18 protein-coding genes are annotated in these 16,404 nt (G+C 68.9%); 3 read left to right on the forward strand and 15 right to left on the reverse strand.

Features of this window, described 5'->3' with window-relative positions:
* Positions 1-13: 13 nt before the first annotated feature.
* The 12 genes from G8A07_RS09565 to flgB are packed head-to-tail and all read right to left on the reverse strand — an operon-like array spanning position 14 to position 11,619.
* On the reverse strand, positions 14-1,144 hold the full coding sequence (locus G8A07_RS09565; RefSeq protein WP_249937281.1) for an EAL and HDOD domain-containing protein: 1,131 nt from the start codon (positions 1,142-1,144) through the stop codon (positions 14-16).
* A gap of 50 nt (positions 1,145-1,194) precedes the next feature.
* A complete protein-coding gene (gene flgL, locus G8A07_RS09570) occupies positions 1,195-2,406 on the reverse strand; it encodes a flagellar hook-associated protein FlgL (RefSeq protein WP_195796785.1) in 1,212 nt (403 codons plus the stop codon).
* A gap of 5 nt (positions 2,407-2,411) precedes the next feature.
* Complete coding sequence (flgK, locus tag G8A07_RS09575) at positions 2,412-4,412, reverse strand: flagellar hook-associated protein FlgK (protein WP_195796786.1); 2,001 nt, start codon at positions 4,410-4,412, stop codon at positions 2,412-2,414.
* Between the two features lie 31 nt (positions 4,413-4,443).
* Entirely contained in the window at positions 4,444-5,310 is an 867-nt protein-coding gene (flgJ, locus tag G8A07_RS09580; protein WP_195796787.1) for a flagellar assembly peptidoglycan hydrolase FlgJ, read from the reverse strand.
* The gene (locus G8A07_RS09585) at positions 5,310-6,428 is read right to left on the reverse strand and encodes a flagellar basal body P-ring protein FlgI (protein WP_195796788.1); all 1,119 of its coding nucleotides are present in this window, start codon (positions 6,426-6,428) and stop codon (positions 5,310-5,312) included. Before G8A07_RS09585 ends, flgJ begins: the two co-directional genes overlap by 1 nt.
* Positions 6,429-6,471: 43 nt before the next feature.
* Positions 6,472-7,143: a flagellar basal body L-ring protein FlgH gene (locus G8A07_RS09590; RefSeq protein WP_195796789.1), complete on the reverse strand. Its 672-nt coding sequence runs from the start codon at positions 7,141-7,143 to the stop codon at positions 6,472-6,474.
* Between the two features lie 17 nt (positions 7,144-7,160).
* On the reverse strand, positions 7,161-7,943 hold the full coding sequence (gene flgG / locus G8A07_RS09595; protein ID WP_195796790.1) for a flagellar basal-body rod protein FlgG: 783 nt from the start codon (positions 7,941-7,943) through the stop codon (positions 7,161-7,163).
* A gap of 11 nt (positions 7,944-7,954) precedes the next feature.
* Positions 7,955-8,680, reverse strand: a complete 726-nt coding sequence (gene flgF / locus G8A07_RS09600) for a flagellar basal-body rod protein FlgF (RefSeq protein ID WP_195796791.1) — start codon at positions 8,678-8,680, stop codon at positions 7,955-7,957.
* A gap of 28 nt (positions 8,681-8,708) precedes the next feature.
* Positions 8,709-10,064: a flagellar hook protein FlgE gene (gene flgE, locus G8A07_RS09605; protein ID WP_195796792.1), complete on the reverse strand. Its 1,356-nt coding sequence runs from the start codon at positions 10,062-10,064 to the stop codon at positions 8,709-8,711.
* 33 nt (positions 10,065-10,097) lie between these two features.
* Positions 10,098-10,751 (reverse strand): flagellar hook assembly protein FlgD, encoded by a 654-nt coding sequence (locus G8A07_RS09610; RefSeq protein WP_195796793.1) that lies wholly within the window; start codon positions 10,749-10,751, stop codon positions 10,098-10,100.
* Between the two features lie 22 nt (positions 10,752-10,773).
* Entirely contained in the window at positions 10,774-11,190 is a 417-nt protein-coding gene (gene flgC / locus G8A07_RS09615) for a flagellar basal body rod protein FlgC (protein ID WP_195796794.1), read from the reverse strand.
* 15 nt (positions 11,191-11,205) lie between these two features.
* Positions 11,206-11,619 carry a flagellar basal body rod protein FlgB gene (gene flgB / locus G8A07_RS09620; RefSeq protein WP_195796795.1) on the reverse strand — a complete coding sequence of 138 codons (414 nt, stop codon included), beginning with the start codon at positions 11,617-11,619 and terminating at the stop codon, positions 11,206-11,208.
* 140 nt (positions 11,620-11,759) lie between these two features.
* On the opposite strand from flgB, the gene flgA reads away from it, so the two are divergent.
* From flgA to G8A07_RS09635, 3 genes are all read left to right on the forward strand, one after another.
* Positions 11,760-12,515, forward strand: coding sequence for a flagellar basal body P-ring formation chaperone FlgA (gene flgA, locus G8A07_RS09625; protein ID WP_195796796.1), 756 nt, complete (start codon positions 11,760-11,762; stop codon positions 12,513-12,515).
* A gap of 91 nt (positions 12,516-12,606) precedes the next feature.
* Positions 12,607-12,942: a flagellar biosynthesis anti-sigma factor FlgM gene (flgM, locus tag G8A07_RS09630; RefSeq protein ID WP_195796797.1), complete on the forward strand. Its 336-nt coding sequence runs from the start codon at positions 12,607-12,609 to the stop codon at positions 12,940-12,942.
* Between the two features lie 77 nt (positions 12,943-13,019).
* Entirely contained in the window at positions 13,020-13,427 is a 408-nt protein-coding gene (locus tag G8A07_RS09635; RefSeq protein WP_195796798.1) for a hypothetical protein, read from the forward strand.
* Positions 13,428-13,456: 29 nt separating this feature from the next.
* On the opposite strand, the gene G8A07_RS09640 is transcribed toward G8A07_RS09635, so the two are convergent.
* From G8A07_RS09640 to G8A07_RS09650, 3 genes are read right to left on the reverse strand one after another with little or no spacing between them, the layout of a single operon-like run.
* Positions 13,457-13,888 (reverse strand): DUF1841 family protein, encoded by a 432-nt coding sequence (locus tag G8A07_RS09640; protein WP_195796799.1) that lies wholly within the window; start codon positions 13,886-13,888, stop codon positions 13,457-13,459.
* Positions 13,889-13,935: 47 nt separating this feature from the next.
* Positions 13,936-15,774, reverse strand: coding sequence for a glutathione-regulated potassium-efflux system protein KefC (kefC, locus tag G8A07_RS09645; RefSeq protein WP_195796800.1), 1,839 nt, complete (start codon positions 15,772-15,774; stop codon positions 13,936-13,938).
* Complete coding sequence (locus G8A07_RS09650; protein WP_195796801.1) at positions 15,774-16,400, reverse strand: NAD(P)H-dependent oxidoreductase; 627 nt, start codon at positions 16,398-16,400, stop codon at positions 15,774-15,776. The genes kefC and G8A07_RS09650 overlap by 1 nt, the downstream gene beginning before the upstream one ends.
* Positions 16,401-16,404: the final 4 nt, after the last annotated feature.

Consider the following 16,404-nt stretch of genomic DNA (forward strand, 5'->3'; position numbering starts at 1 on the left):
TGTAATCAGAGCCTCACTCGAGCTGGCCGGCCTTGGCCAGCGCGCGCAGCACGGCATGGTTGACTTCCTCGGCGCCCAGCATCAGCTGTTCGGCGGCATGGCGGTAGTCGAAGCCGGATTCCGCCTCGATCGCACGCACCAGCGTCAGGTAGGGCAGGTAGGGGCCGGTGCCGTCGACCAGGGCCTGGCGCACCCGCTCGGGCACGGGAATCGACTGCAGCAGCTTGGCGAAGGGCTGCTTCAGCATATGGTCCAGCAGCGAGAACAGGCCGCAGATGAACATCTCGTCGCGCATCTCGCGGTCGTCCATGCTGCGCGCCAGCTCCTCCATCAACAGGCCGCGGCGCAGCGCGCCGTACATCACCGGGCGCAGGCTGTGGTCCTTGCTGGCGGTGGTCAGCAGCAGGGCCAGCCAGCGCTTCAGGCGCGCCATGCCCAGCAGCATGATGGCGTGGCGGAAGGAGGAGACCTCGACCGACAGGCCGAAGGCGGCCGAGTTCATGTAGCGCAGCAGCTTGAAGGCCAGGCTGGGGTCGCGCTTGAGCGTGGCCTCGAGCTTGTCGATGTCCTCGCCCTGGTCGACCTGGCTCATCAGCTGCACGATCACCTGCAGGTCGGCCTGGATCTCGCTCTTGCCGCCGCCGGCGGGGGCCTCGAAGCCGCCGTCCTCCAGCGGCCAGGCCAGCACCGCGGCCGCGCCGCGCTGGAAGGCCTCCTGCACCGCGGGCGCGCCGCGCAGATTGCTCAGCAGCTTGGCCGGGCCGGCCGGCAGGGGCTGGTTGCGGTCCTCGTCGAGGTCCTGCACCTGGTACTTGAAGCAGGCCTGCAGCTCGGTGGGCAGGGGCTGCAGCGGGCGGCCCTTGAGCAGCAGCGCATTGCCGTTCTTCTTCAGCGCCAGCACGCCCTCGGCATGGCTGGCGGCCATGAAGGCGGGCAGCTCGAGCATCAGGTTGGGGCTGGGCGGGGCGGCCAGCAGGCCTTCCAGCAGGCCCTCGTTGAGCACGTTCAGCACCGCGGCCCGGCCGCCGGCCGGCCAGACCTCGGCCACCGCGGCGGCCAGCTCGCCGGCGTCCAGCCGGGCGTCGGGGCGCAGCGGCATCACGGTCAGCCGGGTCGCGACGACCTGGTGCTGGGGATCGATCATGGGCGCGTAGCCCAGGGCGAGGCTTCCGAGGATGGGGTGCGTGCTGGCGGTCATGTATTGATGTACTGGAACAGCGACATGCGCTGCACCATGGCGTAGGTCTTCAGTGCTGCATCGTAGCCGGATTGCTGGTTCTGGAAGTCGGAGATGCCCTGCACCATGTCCAGATCCTCTGCGGCAGATTGCTCGCTTTGGTTGTACAGCTTCAGGTCGGCCATGCGCGACTCGGTACCGTCCAGGTTGTTCATCTGCTCGCCGACCTGGCTGCGCATGTTCTGCATATTGCCGATCACCGAGTCCAGGTCGCGGATGCGGCCGGAGTTGCCCTGCGCGATCTGGATATTGCTGCGCAGCGGCGTGCGCAGCTCGGCCGCCGCGCGGTCCAGCACGTCGAACACCTTCAGCCCGGCCTGCGAAGCCGCGACCGAGAACTGGTCACCGTCCTCGGCATTGCCGGCCAGGGTGACCGCGATGCCGTCGAATTCGATCGCCTTGCCCGAGGCGAAGGGGGCGCTGGCGACCACTGCGCCGGTGGTGGTGTTGGTGACGGTATAGGTGGCGCCGGCGCCGCTGCCGCTGACCTGCACCTGGTAGTTGTTGCCGGTCAGCAGGCTGGGGTTGGTGATGCGGCCGGCATCGATCCAGCTCTTGGCCGGCGCGCCGGTGATGCTGTTGGGCATCGGCTCGGTGACGAAGGTGCCGTTGCCGCTGCGCGCCTGCTCCCAGGCGGCGCGCCCGTCCATGCTGAGCGGGAAGTCGTCGATATTGCCGGTCTGGATCTGGCCGGGGATGCCGGTGTAGCCAACGCCGCCGGGCTGGTCCAGGAAGGGCGGGTTGGCCGAGCCCTGGCCGCCGAACAGGAAGCCGCCGCCGCCGTCGGGGCGGTTGGCGATCGCCAGCAACTGGTCGCGCAGGCCGACGATCTTGTCGGCCAGGCCCTTGCGCTCGGTGTCGCTGAAGCTGGCATTGCCGGCCGATACCATGGTGTCGCGGATCTGCTGCAGGATTTCGTTGGCGTCGCCCAGCGCCCCCTCGGTCAGGGTCATGCTGTTGCGGCTGGCTTCCAGTGCGCGCTGGTTGGCGTCGATGCGGCCGATCGAGGACAGCGCCCGCTCGGCGCGCGAGGCGCCGGTGGGGTCGTCGCTGGCGTTCTGGATGCGCTTGCCCGAGGTCAGGCGCTGCTGGCTGTCCTGCATCTGCTCCTGGCGCCGCTGCAGGGTCGCGATGCTGGCGTCGAACATGTTCGCCGTGGCGATGCGCATGATGTTTACCTCTGTGCGAGCTGCAGCAGCTCATCGAAGATCTTCTGGCCGGCCTGCAGCACCTTGGCCGCGGCCTGGTAGCCCTGCTGGTACTGCATCAGCCGGGCCGCTTCCTCGTCCAGGTTCACGCCGGCCTGGCCCGAGCGCACTTTCTCGGCGTCGCTGGCGACGCTGGTGGAGACGCCGGCCAGGTACTTGGCACCCTGCACGCGCGCGCCGATCTCGCTCATCGCCGAGGCATAGGCATCGGTGATCGTCGCGCCCTTGCTGAGGCTGCCGTCGGCCTGCAGCACGCGGCCGACGAAGCTCTCGGTCTGCAGGTTCAGGAAGGCCTTGGCGTTGGAATTGTTGGCGGCGGGGAACTGGGTGGCGTTGATGTCCAGCGTGTCGCCCGGCTTGGGCACACCGTTCAGGCGCAGCTCGAAGCCCAGGTCGATGCCGGCCAGCGGCTCGTTGCCGATCACCGAGCCGGCCTTCCAGTTGCCGTTGACGACGCTGCCGTCGGACATCGTGATGCTGTAGGCCACGCTGTTGTCGGCCGGGTTGACCGCACCGAACTGGATGCTCATCGGCACCTTGCTCATGTCCAGATTGCTGTTGACCGCATACAGCGAGTCGACCGTCATCGTGCCCGTGTTGTTGATGTTGGTCACGCCGGTGATCGGCGAGGCCGCGGCCAGGCCGTTGGTGTTGTCCAGGATGCGCTTCATGCCGATCGCGGCCATCGCCACCGGCTCCAGCGCAAAGCTGTCGCTGGGCGTCATCGGCGACCCGCCCTCGGTCAGGCGCAGGCCGTAGCGCTGCTCGATCTGGGCGGCGCTCAGCACCTCGGGCTTGCCATCGGGGCGCGCGGTCAGCTCATACTGGCCGGGCGTGCCGCTCGGGTCGGTGCGCAGCACGAAGCTGTTGGCCGGCACCCGGCTCGGGTCGACGATCTGCACCGCCATCGTGGTGGCGTAGCTGCCGTCGGGGTTGCGCACATTGCTCGAGTTGGGCAGGGCGCGCGGGTCGCCGACGCCGAAGATCGGCGCGCCGACGCCTGGCGGGTTGGACAGGTCCAGGCCCAGGGCCTGCTGGCCGTTGACCTTCATCGACAGCGACATCGCCATCTGGCCCAGCAGGTTGCGGGCGTCCTGCAGGTCCTTGTTCTGGTAGGCCAGCAGCGCGCTGATCGAACCGCCGGTCAGCACGCTCTCGTCCAGCGCACGGGCGCCGTTGGCCTCGGAGATGCTGACCTGGGCGCGCGAGCTGTCATAGGGGTCGGGCGTGACCGACAGGGTCTGGGCCTGGTCGCCCAGCACCAGGCGCTGGCCGCCGCCGATGAAGACGCCGACCGTGCCGTCGTCGGCCGGCAGGGTGGTGACCTGCACATACTGGCTCAGCTGCGAGATCAGCTGCTCGCGCTGGTCCAGCAGGTCGTTGGGGGTATGGCCGGTGCCGTTGGCGCGCGCGATCTGGTCGTTGGCCGCGGCGATCTGCTTGGCCAGCTGGTTGACCACGCCGAGATCGGCCTTCAGGTCGCTGACCACGCCGGCCTGCAGATCGGCCAGCTGGGCGCCGGCATCGGAGAAGCGCGCCGCCAGCTCCTGTGCCCGGCCCAGCGCGACCTGGCGCGCCGAGGGGTCGGCGGGCCGGCTGGCCACGTCCACCATCGAGTTGAGGAACTGGTTGGCGGCCTGACCCAGGCCGGCGTTGCCGGTCGGGAAGATCTTCTCGAGCTGCTGCAGCAGCGCGAACTTGGTCGAGTCCATGAAGGCCAGGGACTTGGAGCTGGCCGCCTCCTTGGTCAGGAACTCGTTGTGAGCGCGGGTCACCGTCTGCACGGTGACGCCCTTGCCGAAGTAGCCGGCGCCGGTGAACTGGCCCTCCGGCGTGGTCAGGTTGACCAGCTGGCGCGAGTAGCCTGGCGTGTTGGCGTTGGCAATGTTCTGGCCGATGGTCTGCAGCGCCGCCTGGTTGGCGAACATGGCCTTCATGCCCAGCGATAGCAGTGCCGAGGTTCCCATGATCGATCCTTCCTCCTGTTAGCGTCCGGCCTCAGGCCATGGCGCGCTGCACGCGCACCGTGGTGTTGATGACCTTGGCCAGTTTGCTGGCGTATTCGGGGTCGGTCGCGTAGCCGGCCTTCTGCAGGCCGCGCGCGAATCCCTCGGCCGTGTCCGCCTTGGCCACGACGTCGCGGTAGCGGTCGTTGGTGCCGATCAGGCGGGCATAGTCTTTGAAAGCCTCTTCGTAGCTGCCGTAGGCGCGGAACTTGGCCACCACCTTCTGCGGCTTGCCGTCGACGTATTCGGTGGTCGTCACCTCGGCCACCTTGCCGGTCCAGTTCGAGGTGGCCTTGATGCCGAACACGTTGAAGGAGGGGCTGCCGTCCTTCGCGGTGATCTCGCGCCGGCCCCAGCCGGACTCATGCGCGGCCTGGGCGATCATGAAGCTGGCCGGGATGCCGGTCTGCACCTCGGCGGCCTTGGCGGCGCTGTCATGCTTCTGGATGAAGCTCTGCACATGCGGCGCGATGTTCTTCTTGGCCAGCGCCGGCAGCGGCTGCAGGGTCTTGGCGGCCTCGGCCTTGTCGGTCTTGTCGGCCATGCCCATCTGGCGCTGCAGCTGGCGCGCGATCGCGTCCGAGAGGCCGCCGGGCAGGCCGGTCAGCTTGCCGGCGAACTGGGTGTCCAGCATCTCGGTGCCGAGCTGGGTGGCCGAGTTCTCCAGCATGCCGGAAGACAGGGTGGAGGCGCGCATGCTCTTCATCACCTCCTGCATGAAGAGGGATTCGAACTGGCGCGCCGTCTCCTTGATGCTGGCCTTGGGGTCGCGCGCCGCGGCGGCGCGCAGCGCCTCGATCGATTGCGGGTTGGTGCCGGCGCTGCTGGCGCCCAGGCTGAAGGGCGACTTGAGGTTCATCAGATCACCTCCAGCTCGGCCATGATGGCGCCCGCGCTCTTCATCGCCTGCAGGATGGCCAGCAGGTCTTGCGGCGTGGCGCCCATCGCGTTGAGGGCCTTGACGACGTCGGCCAGCTTGGTGCCGGCCGGCATGTTGATCAGCGCGCCGGGCTCCTGCTTGAGCGCGATGTCGGTCTTCTCGGTGACGACGGTCTGGCCGCCGGACAGCGCGCCGGGCTGGCTGACCACCGGGGTGGAGCTGATCGTCACCGACAGATTGCCGTGCGCGACCGCGCAGGGCGCCAGGGTCACGGCCTGGTTCATCACCACCGAGCCGGTGCGGGCGTTGATCACGATGCGGGCGGCCGGCGTCGCCAGGTCCAGCGACAGGTTCTCCATGTCGGCCAGGAAGCTGACGCGCTCGTCCGGGTTGCTGGGGGCGCGTACGCGCACGACGCGGCCGTCCAGCGCCTGGGCGGTGCCGGCGCCCTTGGCGCGGTTGATCGCGGAGGCCACGGCGCGGGCGGTGGCGAAATCGGCCGAGTTCAGGTCCAGCTGGATGCTGTCGCCCATCTGCAGCGCGGTCGGCACGCTGCGTTCGACCAGGGCGCCGCCGGGGATGCGGCCGGCGCTGAGGTGGTTGATCTGCACCTTGGAGCCGCCGGCCGAGGCGCCGGCGCCGCCGACCACCAGATTGCCCTGGGCGATTGCATAGACCTGGCCGTCGGCGCCGCGCAGCGGCGTCGCGATCAGGGTGCCGCCGCGCAGGCTCTTGGCATTGCCCATCGAGGACACGACGATGTCCAGCGGCTGGCCGGGCTGGGCGAACGGGGGGAGCTGGGTGGTGACCATCACCGCGGCGATATTGCGCGGCTGCATCGTGATGCCCGGTGGCAGCACGACGCCGAACTGCTGCAGCATCGCGGCCAGGCTCTGGCCGGTGAAGGGGGCCTGGGTGGTCTGGTCACCGGTGCCGTCCAGGCCGACGACGAGGCCGTAGCCGGTCAGGGGGTTGTTGCGCACGCCGGCCACCGACGCGACTTCCTTGATGCGCGCGGCGGCGGCCGGGACGGCCAGCGCGATCATCAGGGAAAACCCGATGCTTAACTTCAGCAGGGAGGGGAGGAGGCGGGACATGGCGGTTGCACGGTGAGACTCGTGCAACCGATTCTGGGCAAACTTAAGTCGGCGAAAGACTCAAAAAGAAGCGGGACAACCAGCCTATTTCATGGGTTTGCTCCAGCGCGCCGCGGCCGCGCTGTTCCACGCGGACATTGGCGACCTGCGCCGAGGAGACGGTATTGCCCTGCTGGATCAGGCGCGGGTCGACCTGGCCGGAGAAACGCAGCACGTCGACATTGCTGTTGACGCCGATCTGCTTCTCGCCGGTCAGCATCAAATGGCCGTTGGGCAGCACCGCGGTGACGACGGCGGTGATGCTGCCGCTGAACTCGTTGGTGTTCTGGTTGCTGCCCTTGCCGGCCGCGGTGGTGGCCGAGGTGGCCGCCGCAGAGGCGCGGCCGAAGGAATTGGGGGCGATGCCGGGCAGGGCGGAGATGCTGCCGCTGAGCTGGCCCTTCTTGTCCAGCGCGCTGCTGGAGCTCTGGGTGGCCGTGATGCGCTCGACGATCTGGATCGTCACCGTGTCGCCGACCAGGCGGGCGCGGTGGTCCTCGAACAGCGGGCGGTAGCTGACCGACTGGTAGATCGCGCCGTTCACCGGCACGGCGGCGGGCTGCAGCGGCAGCTGCACGACCGGGGTGTTCTGCAGCTCGACGCGTGGCGGCGGCTGCACCGCGGCGCAGCCGCCCAGGGCGGCTGCCAGCAGGGTCAGGGACAGGGCGAGTTTCATGGCCGGGCTCCCGCTGCTCAGATCTGGCTGAGCTTTTGCAGCATCTGATCCGAGGTCTGCACCGCCTTGGAGTTCAGCTCGTAGGCGCGCTGGGTCTGGATCATCTGCACCAGCTCCTCCACCACATTGACGTTGGAGGTCTCGACGAAACCCTGCTGCAGTGCGCCCAGGCCGTTGGCATTGGCGGCGCCGGCATTGGGCGTGCCGGAGGAGGCGGTTTCGGTGAACAGGTTCTGGCCGCGCGGCTCCAGGCCGGCTGGATTGACGAAGTTGGCCAGCTGGATCTGCCCCAGGTTCTGCGGCTGGGTGTTGCCGGGCACGGTCACGGTGACGGTGCCGTCGGCGCCGACCGTCAGGGTCTGGGCATTGGGCGGCACGGTGATGCCGGGCAGCAGGCTGTAGCCGGTGTTGGTCACCATCTGGCCGTTGGCGTCCAGCTGGAAGCCGCCGTCGCGGGTGTAGGCGGTGGTGCCGTCGGGCATCTGGATCTGGAAGAAGCCGTTGCCCTTGATCGCCAGGTCCAGGTTGTTGCTGGTCTGCTGCAGATTGCCCTGGCTGAAGATGCGCGAGGTGGCCACCGGGCGTACGCCCAGGCCGACCTGCAGGCCGGTGGGCAGCTGGGTCTGCTCGGTGGTGTTGGCGCCGGTCTGGCGCAGGTTCTGATAGATCAGGTCCTCGAACACCGCATGCGAGCGCTTGTAGCCATTGGTGGCGACGTTCGAGAGGTTGTGCGAGATGGTGTCCAGCTGGGTCTGCTGGGCTTCCATGCCGGTCTTGGCGATCCAGAGCGAGCGAATCATGGCGGGGTTCCTTAGGTCGTGCCGAGCAGTTTTGCTGACTGCTGGCCCTGGGTCTGGGCGATCTGCAGGAGCTTCATCTGCTGCTCGAACTGGCGCGCCGCGGCGATCATGCTGACCATGGTCTCGACCGCGCTGACATTGCTGCCCTCCAGCGCGCCGTCCTGCAGCCGCGCGGCCGGGTCGGCGGGCAGGTCGGCATCGGCGGCGCGGAACAGGCCGTCCTCGCCGCGCGTCATCTTGGCCTCGGGCGTCACCAGCTTCAAGCGGCCGATATTGATCGGGTTGCCGGTCGGCAGCTTGGCGGTCAGGGTGCCATCGGCGCCGATCTGCAGCGCGCTGTCGGGCGGCACCGTGATCGGGCCGCCGTCGCCCAGCACCTGCAGGCCGTTGCGCAGCACCAGCAGGCCCTCGTTGTTGACGTCGAGCGCGCCGGCGCGGGTGTAGGCCTCGGTGCCGTCCAGGGCCTGGACCGCGAGCCAGGAGTTGCCCTGCATCGCGACATCCAGGTTGCGGCCGGTGGCGTTGATCACGCCGGGCGCGTCGTTGTAGCCGATCGTGGTTTCCAGCGCGTAGGCGCGGGTGGTGGCGCCATCGCCGCGCACCGGCACGGCCCGGAAGGCCTGCAGCTCGGCGCGAAAGCCATTGGTCGAGACGTTGGCCAGGTTGTGGGATAGCACGTCCTGGCGCTGCATCGCCGCCTTCGCGCCGGCCATCGACAGGTAGATCATGCGGTCCATCGCGGGCCTCCGTCAGTCGCTGGCTGGATCAGCGCAGGTTCACCAGGGTCTGCATCACCTGGTCCTGGGTCTTGATGGTCTGGGCATTGGCCTGGTAGACGCGCTGCGCGGTCACCATGTTCACCAGCTCGGCCGTCAGGTCGATATTGGATTCCTCCAGCGCGCCGGCCTGCAGCTTGCCCATATTGCCGTCGCCGGGGGTGCCGACCACCGGATCGCCGGAGGTGAAGGTGCGCGCCCAGACATTGCCGCCCAGCGGCTGCAGGCCCTGCGGGTTGCGGAAGGTGGCGAACTCGATCTGGCCGGCGGGCTTGGACTCGCCGTTGGAATAGCGCGCGGTGACCACGCCGTTGCCCTCGACCACGATGCCGGCCAGCTGGCCCGGGGCATAGCCGTCCTGGGTCAGGTCGGTGACCGCGAAGCTGGAGCCGTTCTCGGAGGCGCCCAGGATGTCGAAGGAGATGCCCGGCAGGCTGGGGTCGGTCTGGTCGGTCGGGATGCCCAGGGTCGGCGCACCGGCGGCATTGGTGCCCGGCGGGATCTTCAGGTCCAGCTTGCCGGCCGGGGTGACCGGCTTGCCGCCCTGCGGCAGGAAGGTCATCTGGGTATAGGGGGCCTGCGGGTTGCCGTTGGCGTCCACCGGGATGCCGGTGCCGGTGGCATCGACGGCCAGCGACTTGCCGTTGGCGGTGGCATAGACGTTGTAGACCGTGTTGCCGCTGGCGTCCGGCGTTGCGGCGCGCTGGAAGTACAGGGTCAGCGAGACCGGCTGGCCCTTGGCGTCATAGACGGTCAGCGAGGTCGCGTTGTTGTAGGTGGACGGGGTGTTCAGCGTGATGCCGGTGACCTCGGTGCCGCTGGAGTCCTTGGGCGCGGTGGGCTTGGCGCGCGAGTCCAGGTTGAACTCCATCTTGATGTTGGAGGTGATCTGGGGGTCGATGCCCTTGGTGGGCAACTGCAGCGGCTGGGCCAGGCCCGGCTGGATCACGCCGGTGCCGTCGGCCGGGTAGCCGAGCAGCTTCAGCTCGTCGTTGTTGACGATGAAGCCCTCGCGGTCGACCTTGAACTGGCCGTTGCGCGAGTACATGGTCGGGCTCTTGCCGTCGCTGAGCTGGAAGAAGCCGGCCCCGTTGATGGCCATGTCCATCGGGTTCTCGGTCGTCGTGATATTGCCCTGGGTGAACTGCTGGGCCACCGCCTGCAGGGTAGTGCCGATGCCGACCAGGTTGGCGCCGGCGCCGTTCAGGGCCGAGGCGTACATGTCGGCGAACTCGGCGCGCGAGGCCTTCATGCCGAAGGTGTTGGCGTTGGCGACGTTGTGGCCGATGACTTCCAGGTTCTTGCTGGAGGCGTTCAGACCGGAGAGACCTTGTTGGAAGCTCATGGTGTTTCCTTGGGCAAAAGAGAGGCGGCTGCGTCAGTCGACGAGCTTGATGACGCTGTAGTCGACCATGCCCAGGCCCTCGAGCTTGACCTGGAACTTGGCGCCATTGGTATTGATCGCGACCACCTTGTCGGTGCCGTAGGTGGTGGCGGCGACGTCCTTGCCGCTGCGCGAGGCGGTGATGCGGAACTTCATGTTCTCGTAGCCGACGGCCTTGTCGGCGGGCCATTCGAAATGCTGCAGGCCGGCCTTCTGGCCGCCCAGCTCGCGGGTGTCGATCACGGTGCCGGAGGCGCTCAGGATCTCCAGCTTGACCTTGTCGGCCGCGCCGGCCAGGTCATAGGCGCCCTTGCCGATCTTCTTGCCGTCGACCTCCTTGACCACCAGGTTGTTGCCGGAGACGGTGACGTCGCGGCCGACCAGCGAGACGCTTTGCAGCGCCTGCATCTGGGTGAACTGGGCGGTCAGGTTCTCGATCGTCTTGGACAGGCCGCTGATGCCGGTGACGGTCTGGATCTGCGCCATCTGGCTGGTCACCTGGGCGTTGTCCAGCGGATTCATCGGATCCTGGTTCTGCATCTGTGCGACCAGCAGCTTCAGGAAGCGGTCCTGCGTGTCGACCGCGTTTTTGCTGGTCGCGGCGGACTTGCCGCCACTGAGGGTGTTGTTGAGGGCTGCGACATCCATGGCGGCGACTCCGTTTCAGTCCTCAGGACTGGCCCATCTGCAGGGTCTTGAGCAGCAGGTTCTTGGCCGTGCTCATCACCTCGATGTTGTTTTGATAGGAGCGCGAGGCGGAAATCATGTTGACCATCTCCTCGACGCTGTTGACATTGCTGTAGGTCACATAGCCCTCGGCATCGGCCTGCGGATGCTTGGGGTCGTGCACGCGGCGGCCGGGGCTTTGGTCCTCGGTGATCTGGGCCACGCGCACCCCGGCCGCGCCGAGGTTGTTGCCGGCGCCGACCAGGGCGGTCTGGAAGATCGCCTGGCGCGCCTTGTAGGCCTGGCCATCCGGGCCGGCCACGGTGTCCGCATTGGCCAGATTGCTGGCCACCACATTGAGGCGCTGGCTCTGCGCGCTGACCGCGCTGCCGGAGACGCTGAAGATCTGGAACATCGACATGGTTCAGCCCTCCGATCAGGCGGCGTTGTGCGACTTCATCGCGTCCAGCGTGGTGCGCACGCTGCCATTGATGAAGCGCAGGGTGGCCTCGTACTTCACCGCGTTGTCGGCGAAGTTGGCGCGCTCCCGGTCCATGTCCACCGAGTTGCTGTCCAGATTGGTCTGGGCGGCGGTGGAATAGAGCTTCTCGTGGTCGGCGCGGGCGCCGGCCAGCGGGGCCATGTGGCCGGCGCTGGTGGTGTTGAGGGCGCCGGGGATGCCCGTCATGCCGGTGGCCTCGCGCAGCGCCCGCGCAAAGTCCATGTCGCGGGCCTGGTAGCCCGGCGTGTCGGCGTTGGCGATATTGCTGGCGAGCTGGCGCTGGCGCTCCGACCGCAGGGCCAGGGCCTGGGTCTGGAAGTTCAGCGCGTCGGTCAGTCGGTTGATCATGATGCGGGCCCTCGGGTGGCAGCTTGGGCGATTGGACGGGATTGTGTTGGGCGGGTCGGAAAACATGAGCGGGAAAAGAGCGGGCTTTGGCGCGCATTTCGGCGCTAAGAAAACAGGGCCCCGGCCCTACAGTGGCTGCCATGGATCAAAACGCCCATGTTCCCTGCGCCGCTCTCGCGAGCCGCATCCGCGCCCTGGCGGCGCTGGTGCTGCTGGCCGGCAGCGCCCTGGGCGCCTGGGCCCAGGCCAGCAACCCGCTGACGCCCGAGTTGCTGAACTATGTGCAGCGCCTGGCGCTGGCCGGCGCCCGCGCCGGCGCGCCCGAGCAGGCGCGGGTGGATATCCAGCTGGGCCAGCTCGACGCCCGGCTGCGCCTGGCGCCTTGCCGCCAGGTCCAGCCCTATCTGCCGCAGGGCCAGAAGATGTGGGGCAAGAGCCGCATCGGCCTGCGCTGCCTGGACGGCGCCCAGGGCGGCGCGCGCTGGAATGTCAGCCTGCCGGTGACGGTGCAGGTCTATGCCCGCGCGGTCGTGGCCAGCCAGGCCCTGGCGGCCGGCACCCTCTTGACTCAAGAGCTGCTGCAGAGCGCCGAAGTGGATATAGCGGCCGAGGCCGGCCAGGTTTTCACCGACGCGGGCCAGCTTGACGGCCGCAGCCTGCAACGTCCGCTGGTACCCGGCGAGGCGGTGCGCAGCAGTGATCTGAAGGCCCGTCGCTGGTTCGCCGTCGGCGAGCGGGTGCAGGTGCTGGCCAGCGGCACCGGCTACGCGATTGCCAGTGAGGGCCAGGCCCTGGAGCCGGGCCTCGAAGGTCAAGAGGTTCGTGTTCGCTTTGAGAACGGACGCACCGTCACGGGGCGGGCCGTCGGCGAACGCCGGGTGGAGGTGCTGTTATGAGCCCCCTCATTCGCATGGAAAATCCTAAAGTCCCGCCGGAACGGGTCGATACACCGAGCAACCTGGACGGTTTTGCGACCGCTCCCGAGCTTTGGAGATCAGCATGAAAATCGGTAACAGCCCCGAAAAATTGGCCTCGACGCCGGTCGGGACGAACAACGTCGCCGACGCCGCCCGCGGCAGCAAGCCGGCGGCGAACAACGTCTCTGGCGGCAAGGGCCCGGAGGCGAGCGCCCAGATCAATCTGTCCAGCACCGCCAGCAAGCTGCTGTCGGGCGTGTCGGAAGAGGGTAGCTTCGACGCCGAGAAGGTCGGCCGCATCTCGCAGGCGATCTCCGAAGGCCGGTTCAGCATCAATGCCGACGCGATCGCCGACAAGCTGATCGCCAACGCCCAGGAAATGCTGACCCGGACCGCCACGCATTGAGCGTATTTGGCCGCCGGCTCCGGCCGGCACCCCATTCATTGAGTCGTACGAGATCAACGCCTGCGGCGGATACCGTTATGCACGCCTTGCCCCCCATCGAATCGAACCCCGACCCGGCCCTGGGTCAGGCCCTGGAACAACCGCTGCTGGCGGTGGAGAGCTGCCTGAACCTGCTGGGCGAGGCGCTGCTGCGCCGCGACAGCCAGGCGATCGAGCTGCATGCCAGCGCGCTGCATCAGGCGCTGGCCGAAGCGATCGCGATGTTCAGCGAAGCCGCCCGCGCCGGCCAGGTGCCGCAGGGCCTGCGCAACCGCCTGGTGCAGGCGGGCGGCCGCGTGGCCGCGCAGCGCGAATCGCTGGCCCGCGCCACCGCGGCGCTGGACCGCGCGATCGACGTGCTGATGCCCGGCGAGGCCACCGGCCTGTATTCCGCGCTGGGCAAGAGCGAGCGCAAGACCCTGGGCGGCGGTTCCTACCAGGCCTGAGCCCGGTCCCGCCCCATCATCAAGCCACCCTAGCGGGTGGCTTTTTTACGCACGCAGTCCAGATAGCCATGGCCGTCCGGCGGCAGGCCGCTGCGCTGCGAGGCCCAGATCATCTCGCCCAGGCAGTCCATCGCGGCATGCTGGGCCTCGTGCAGCGAGTTGCGCTTGGCGGCCAGCAGGTCCAGCGCCTGGCGGATGCCGGTGGGCTGGTCGATCGAATGCTGCTCGCTGATCGTCAGGTGCATCGACAGATGCAGAAACGGGTTGGTGCGGCCTTCCTCGACCGTGTAGACCGCGTTGACCGCGGCCTCCTCGTCGGCCAGTTCGGCGTGGTATTCCGGGTGCTCGTCGATCCAGCGGGCCGCGAGGGCCTCCATCGGGATCAGCGGGGCGCCTTCGCGCAGCTTGCGGTAGGTGGCGCAGAAGAAGCGGCGCACCTCGATTTGGGAGGGGGCGAACATGATGGGCCCGATTGTCCCAGGTCCGCCCGCCTCCCGCCGGCCGAAGCCTAACCGGGTGGTTGGCTCCAGCCCGGACGCTGGCGCTTGCGTGCCGCCGCCTGCTCACGCTCCTGGGCGAACAGGGACTCCAGCTGCTGGCGGCCGCGCCGGGTCGCGGCGGTCAACGCGGCCTCGTCCTTGTAGAGCGGGAACAGCACGTCCAGCTGCTCCAGCGTGTGCTGGCGAAAGCGCCAGGCCAGCTTGCGCGCCGCATGGGGCTGCAGGCCCAGCAGCTCCAGCACGCTGCGCGCGCTCATCAGGGCCGAGTCCAGCGTCTCGCGCTCGATCAGGGTCACGCCCAGGTCGCGCAGCCGGAAGTAATGCTGCAGATTGCGCGCCCGCGCGACCACCTGCAGCTGCGGCCAATGCTCGCGGGCCAGCGCCGCGATCTCCAGGCTCTGGGCCACATCGTCGACCGCGATCACCAGCACCCGCGCCTGCTCGGCGCCGGCGGTGCGCAGCAGGTCCAGCCGCGTCGCGTCGCCGAAATAGACACGCCAGCCGAAGCGGCGCAAGAGCGCGACCGATTCGGCGTCATGGTCCAGCACCGTGGCCTCGAAGCCGTTGGCATACAGCATGCGGCCGACGATCTGGCCGTAGCGGCCGAAGCCCGCGATGATGATCGGCGCCTGCTGAGGCGACTGCAGCAGCGCATCCTGCGGTGCGGCCTGGCGCTTGAGCTGAGAGGACAGCAGCCGGTCGCTGGCCAGCAGCAGGGCCGGCGTGCAGGCCAGCGACAGCGCCACCGCGGCGACCAGGGCGGAGTTCTGCGCCGCGTCGATCAGCCCGGCCTGCTGGGCCAGCTGAAACACCACGAAGCCGAACTCGCCGCCCTGCGCCAGCAGCAGCACGAAGACCGAGCGCTCCGGCCCCGGGATGCCCATCCAGCGCGCCATCAGCGTCAAGAGCGCGGCCTTGGTCAGCAGCAGCGCGGCCAGCAGGCCCAGCACCAGCAGCGGCCGCTGCAGCACCACGGTCAGGTCCAGCCCCATGCCGACGGCCATGAAGAACAGACCCAGCAGCAGGCCCTTGAAGGGCTCCAGATCGGTCTCCAGCTCGCGCCGGTATTCGCTCTCGGCCAGCAGCACGCCGGCCAGGAAGGCGCCCAGCGCGGCCGACAGGCCCACCGCATGCATCAGGCTGGCGGTGCCCAGCACCAGCAGCAGGGCCGCGGCGGTGAAGATCTCCGGCGTGCGGCTGCGCGCGATCCAGCGCAGCAGCGGGCGCAGCGCCAGGCGCCCGCCCAGCACGATCACCAGCATCGCGCCGACCGCCTTCAGCGCCGCTACCTGCCAGTCGCCACCGCCATGGCTGGCCGCGTCGCCGCTGAGCGCGATGATCGGCACCAGGGACAGCACCGGGATCGCCGCGATGTCCTGCAGCAGGGCCACGCTCAACACGCTCTGACCGGAGGTCGTCGAGCCCAGGTTTCGCTCGGCCAGCACCGCCAGCGCCACCGCGGTGGAGGACATCGCCAGACCCAGGCTGACCACCAGGGCCAGCCGCCAGGGCTGGCCGAAGGCCAGCGCCAGGCCCATCAGCAGGGCCGCGGAGCCGAGCAGCTGCAGCGAGCCCCAGCCGAATACCGCGCGCCGCATCGCCCACAGGCGCCGTGGCTCCAGCTCCAACCCGACCAGGAACATCATCAGCACCACGCCGAACTCGGCCAGCTCCAGGATCGTGCCGGGCTTGTTGACCAGGCCCAGCACGCCGGGCCCGATGATCACGCCGGCGACCAGGTAGCCGAGGATCGCGCCCAGGCGCAGCGCCCGCGCCAGCGGCACGGCCAGCACCGCGGCCGCCAGGAACACCAGCGGCAGCTGCAGCGGATTGCCATGCACCTCCATCACAGGCCCTCCATGCTGCTGAACAGGGCCGGGCGGGCATCCAGCGGCACCTCGGGCAGGGCCGGCTCCGGCCCGCGCGGGCACCAGGACGGATAGCTGCGCAGGCGCTCGATGAAGCCGCGCACATGCTGCTGCACCTCGGCATCGCCGACCCGGTGCGCGCCATGCAGCACCAGCGGCGGCAGCCAGCGCATGCCGCACAGCCGGGCTGTCTGGGCCTGCGGCAGCAGGAACTCGTCCAGCGCGTGGCCGTTGTGGCCGGCCGGGCCATAGGCTTCGGCCGCGCTGCCGGTGGAGCTGAGCAGCCAGAGGTCCTTGCCCTGCAGGGCCTGGCCGCCGGGGCCATAGGCCCAGCCGAAGGCGAACACCTCGTCGATCCACAGCTTCAGCAGCGCCGGCATGCCGTACCAATGCAGCGGATGCAGCCAGATCACCAGCCGCGCCTGCTCCAGCGCGCGCTGCTCGGCGGCGACGTCGATCGCGTAGTCGGGATAGAGGGCGTAGAGGTCGCGCGTCTGCAGGTGGCCGGGGCCATGGGAGGCCGCGCCGGCGGCCTGCAGCAGCTGCTGCGAAATATGGGAATGCGCCAGGTCGGGATGGGCGGCGAGGAGGAGGATGTCGGCCATGGCG

The organism is Roseateles sp. DAIF2, assembly GCF_015624425.1.
In the GTDB taxonomy this organism is placed as follows: Bacteria; Pseudomonadota; Gammaproteobacteria; order Burkholderiales; family Burkholderiaceae_C; genus Kinneretia.

What these genes read in the sequence shown, in the direction of transcription:
- flgB (WP_195796795.1), bottom strand. Translation starts at nt 11,619, where the DNA reads ATGATCAACCGACTGACCGACGCGCTGAACTTCCAGACCCAGGCCCTG.
- G8A07_RS09565 (WP_249937281.1), bottom strand. Translation starts at nt 1,144, where the DNA reads ATGATCGATCCCCAGCACCAGGTCGTCGCGACCCGGCTGACCGTGATG.
- G8A07_RS09640 (WP_195796799.1), bottom strand. Translation starts at nt 13,888, where the DNA reads ATGTTCGCCCCCTCCCAAATCGAGGTGCGCCGCTTCTTCTGCGCCACC.
- flgG (WP_195796790.1), bottom strand. Translation starts at nt 7,943, where the DNA reads ATGATTCGCTCGCTCTGGATCGCCAAGACCGGCATGGAAGCCCAGCAG.
- flgC (WP_195796794.1), bottom strand. Translation starts at nt 11,190, where the DNA reads ATGTCGATGTTCCAGATCTTCAGCGTCTCCGGCAGCGCGGTCAGCGCG.
- kefC (WP_195796800.1), bottom strand. Translation starts at nt 15,774, where the DNA reads ATGGAGGTGCATGGCAATCCGCTGCAGCTGCCGCTGGTGTTCCTGGCG.
- G8A07_RS09610 (WP_195796793.1), bottom strand. Translation starts at nt 10,751, where the DNA reads ATGGATGTCGCAGCCCTCAACAACACCCTCAGTGGCGGCAAGTCCGCC.
- flgA (WP_195796796.1), top strand. Translation starts at nt 11,760, where the DNA reads ATGGATCAAAACGCCCATGTTCCCTGCGCCGCTCTCGCGAGCCGCATC.
- G8A07_RS09650 (WP_195796801.1), bottom strand. Translation starts at nt 16,400, where the DNA reads ATGGCCGACATCCTCCTCCTCGCCGCCCATCCCGACCTGGCGCATTCC.
- G8A07_RS09635 (WP_195796798.1), top strand. Translation starts at nt 13,020, where the DNA reads ATGCACGCCTTGCCCCCCATCGAATCGAACCCCGACCCGGCCCTGGGT.
- G8A07_RS09585 (WP_195796788.1), bottom strand. Translation starts at nt 6,428, where the DNA reads ATGTCCCGCCTCCTCCCCTCCCTGCTGAAGTTAAGCATCGGGTTTTCC.
- flgE (WP_195796792.1), bottom strand. Translation starts at nt 10,064, where the DNA reads ATGAGCTTCCAACAAGGTCTCTCCGGTCTGAACGCCTCCAGCAAGAAC.
- flgK (WP_195796786.1), bottom strand. Translation starts at nt 4,412, where the DNA reads ATGGGAACCTCGGCACTGCTATCGCTGGGCATGAAGGCCATGTTCGCC.
- G8A07_RS09590 (WP_195796789.1), bottom strand. Translation starts at nt 7,143, where the DNA reads ATGAAACTCGCCCTGTCCCTGACCCTGCTGGCAGCCGCCCTGGGCGGC.
- flgF (WP_195796791.1), bottom strand. Translation starts at nt 8,680, where the DNA reads ATGGACCGCATGATCTACCTGTCGATGGCCGGCGCGAAGGCGGCGATG.
- flgJ (WP_195796787.1), bottom strand. Translation starts at nt 5,310, where the DNA reads ATGAACCTCAAGTCGCCCTTCAGCCTGGGCGCCAGCAGCGCCGGCACC.
- flgL (WP_195796785.1), bottom strand. Translation starts at nt 2,406, where the DNA reads ATGCGCATCGCCACGGCGAACATGTTCGACGCCAGCATCGCGACCCTG.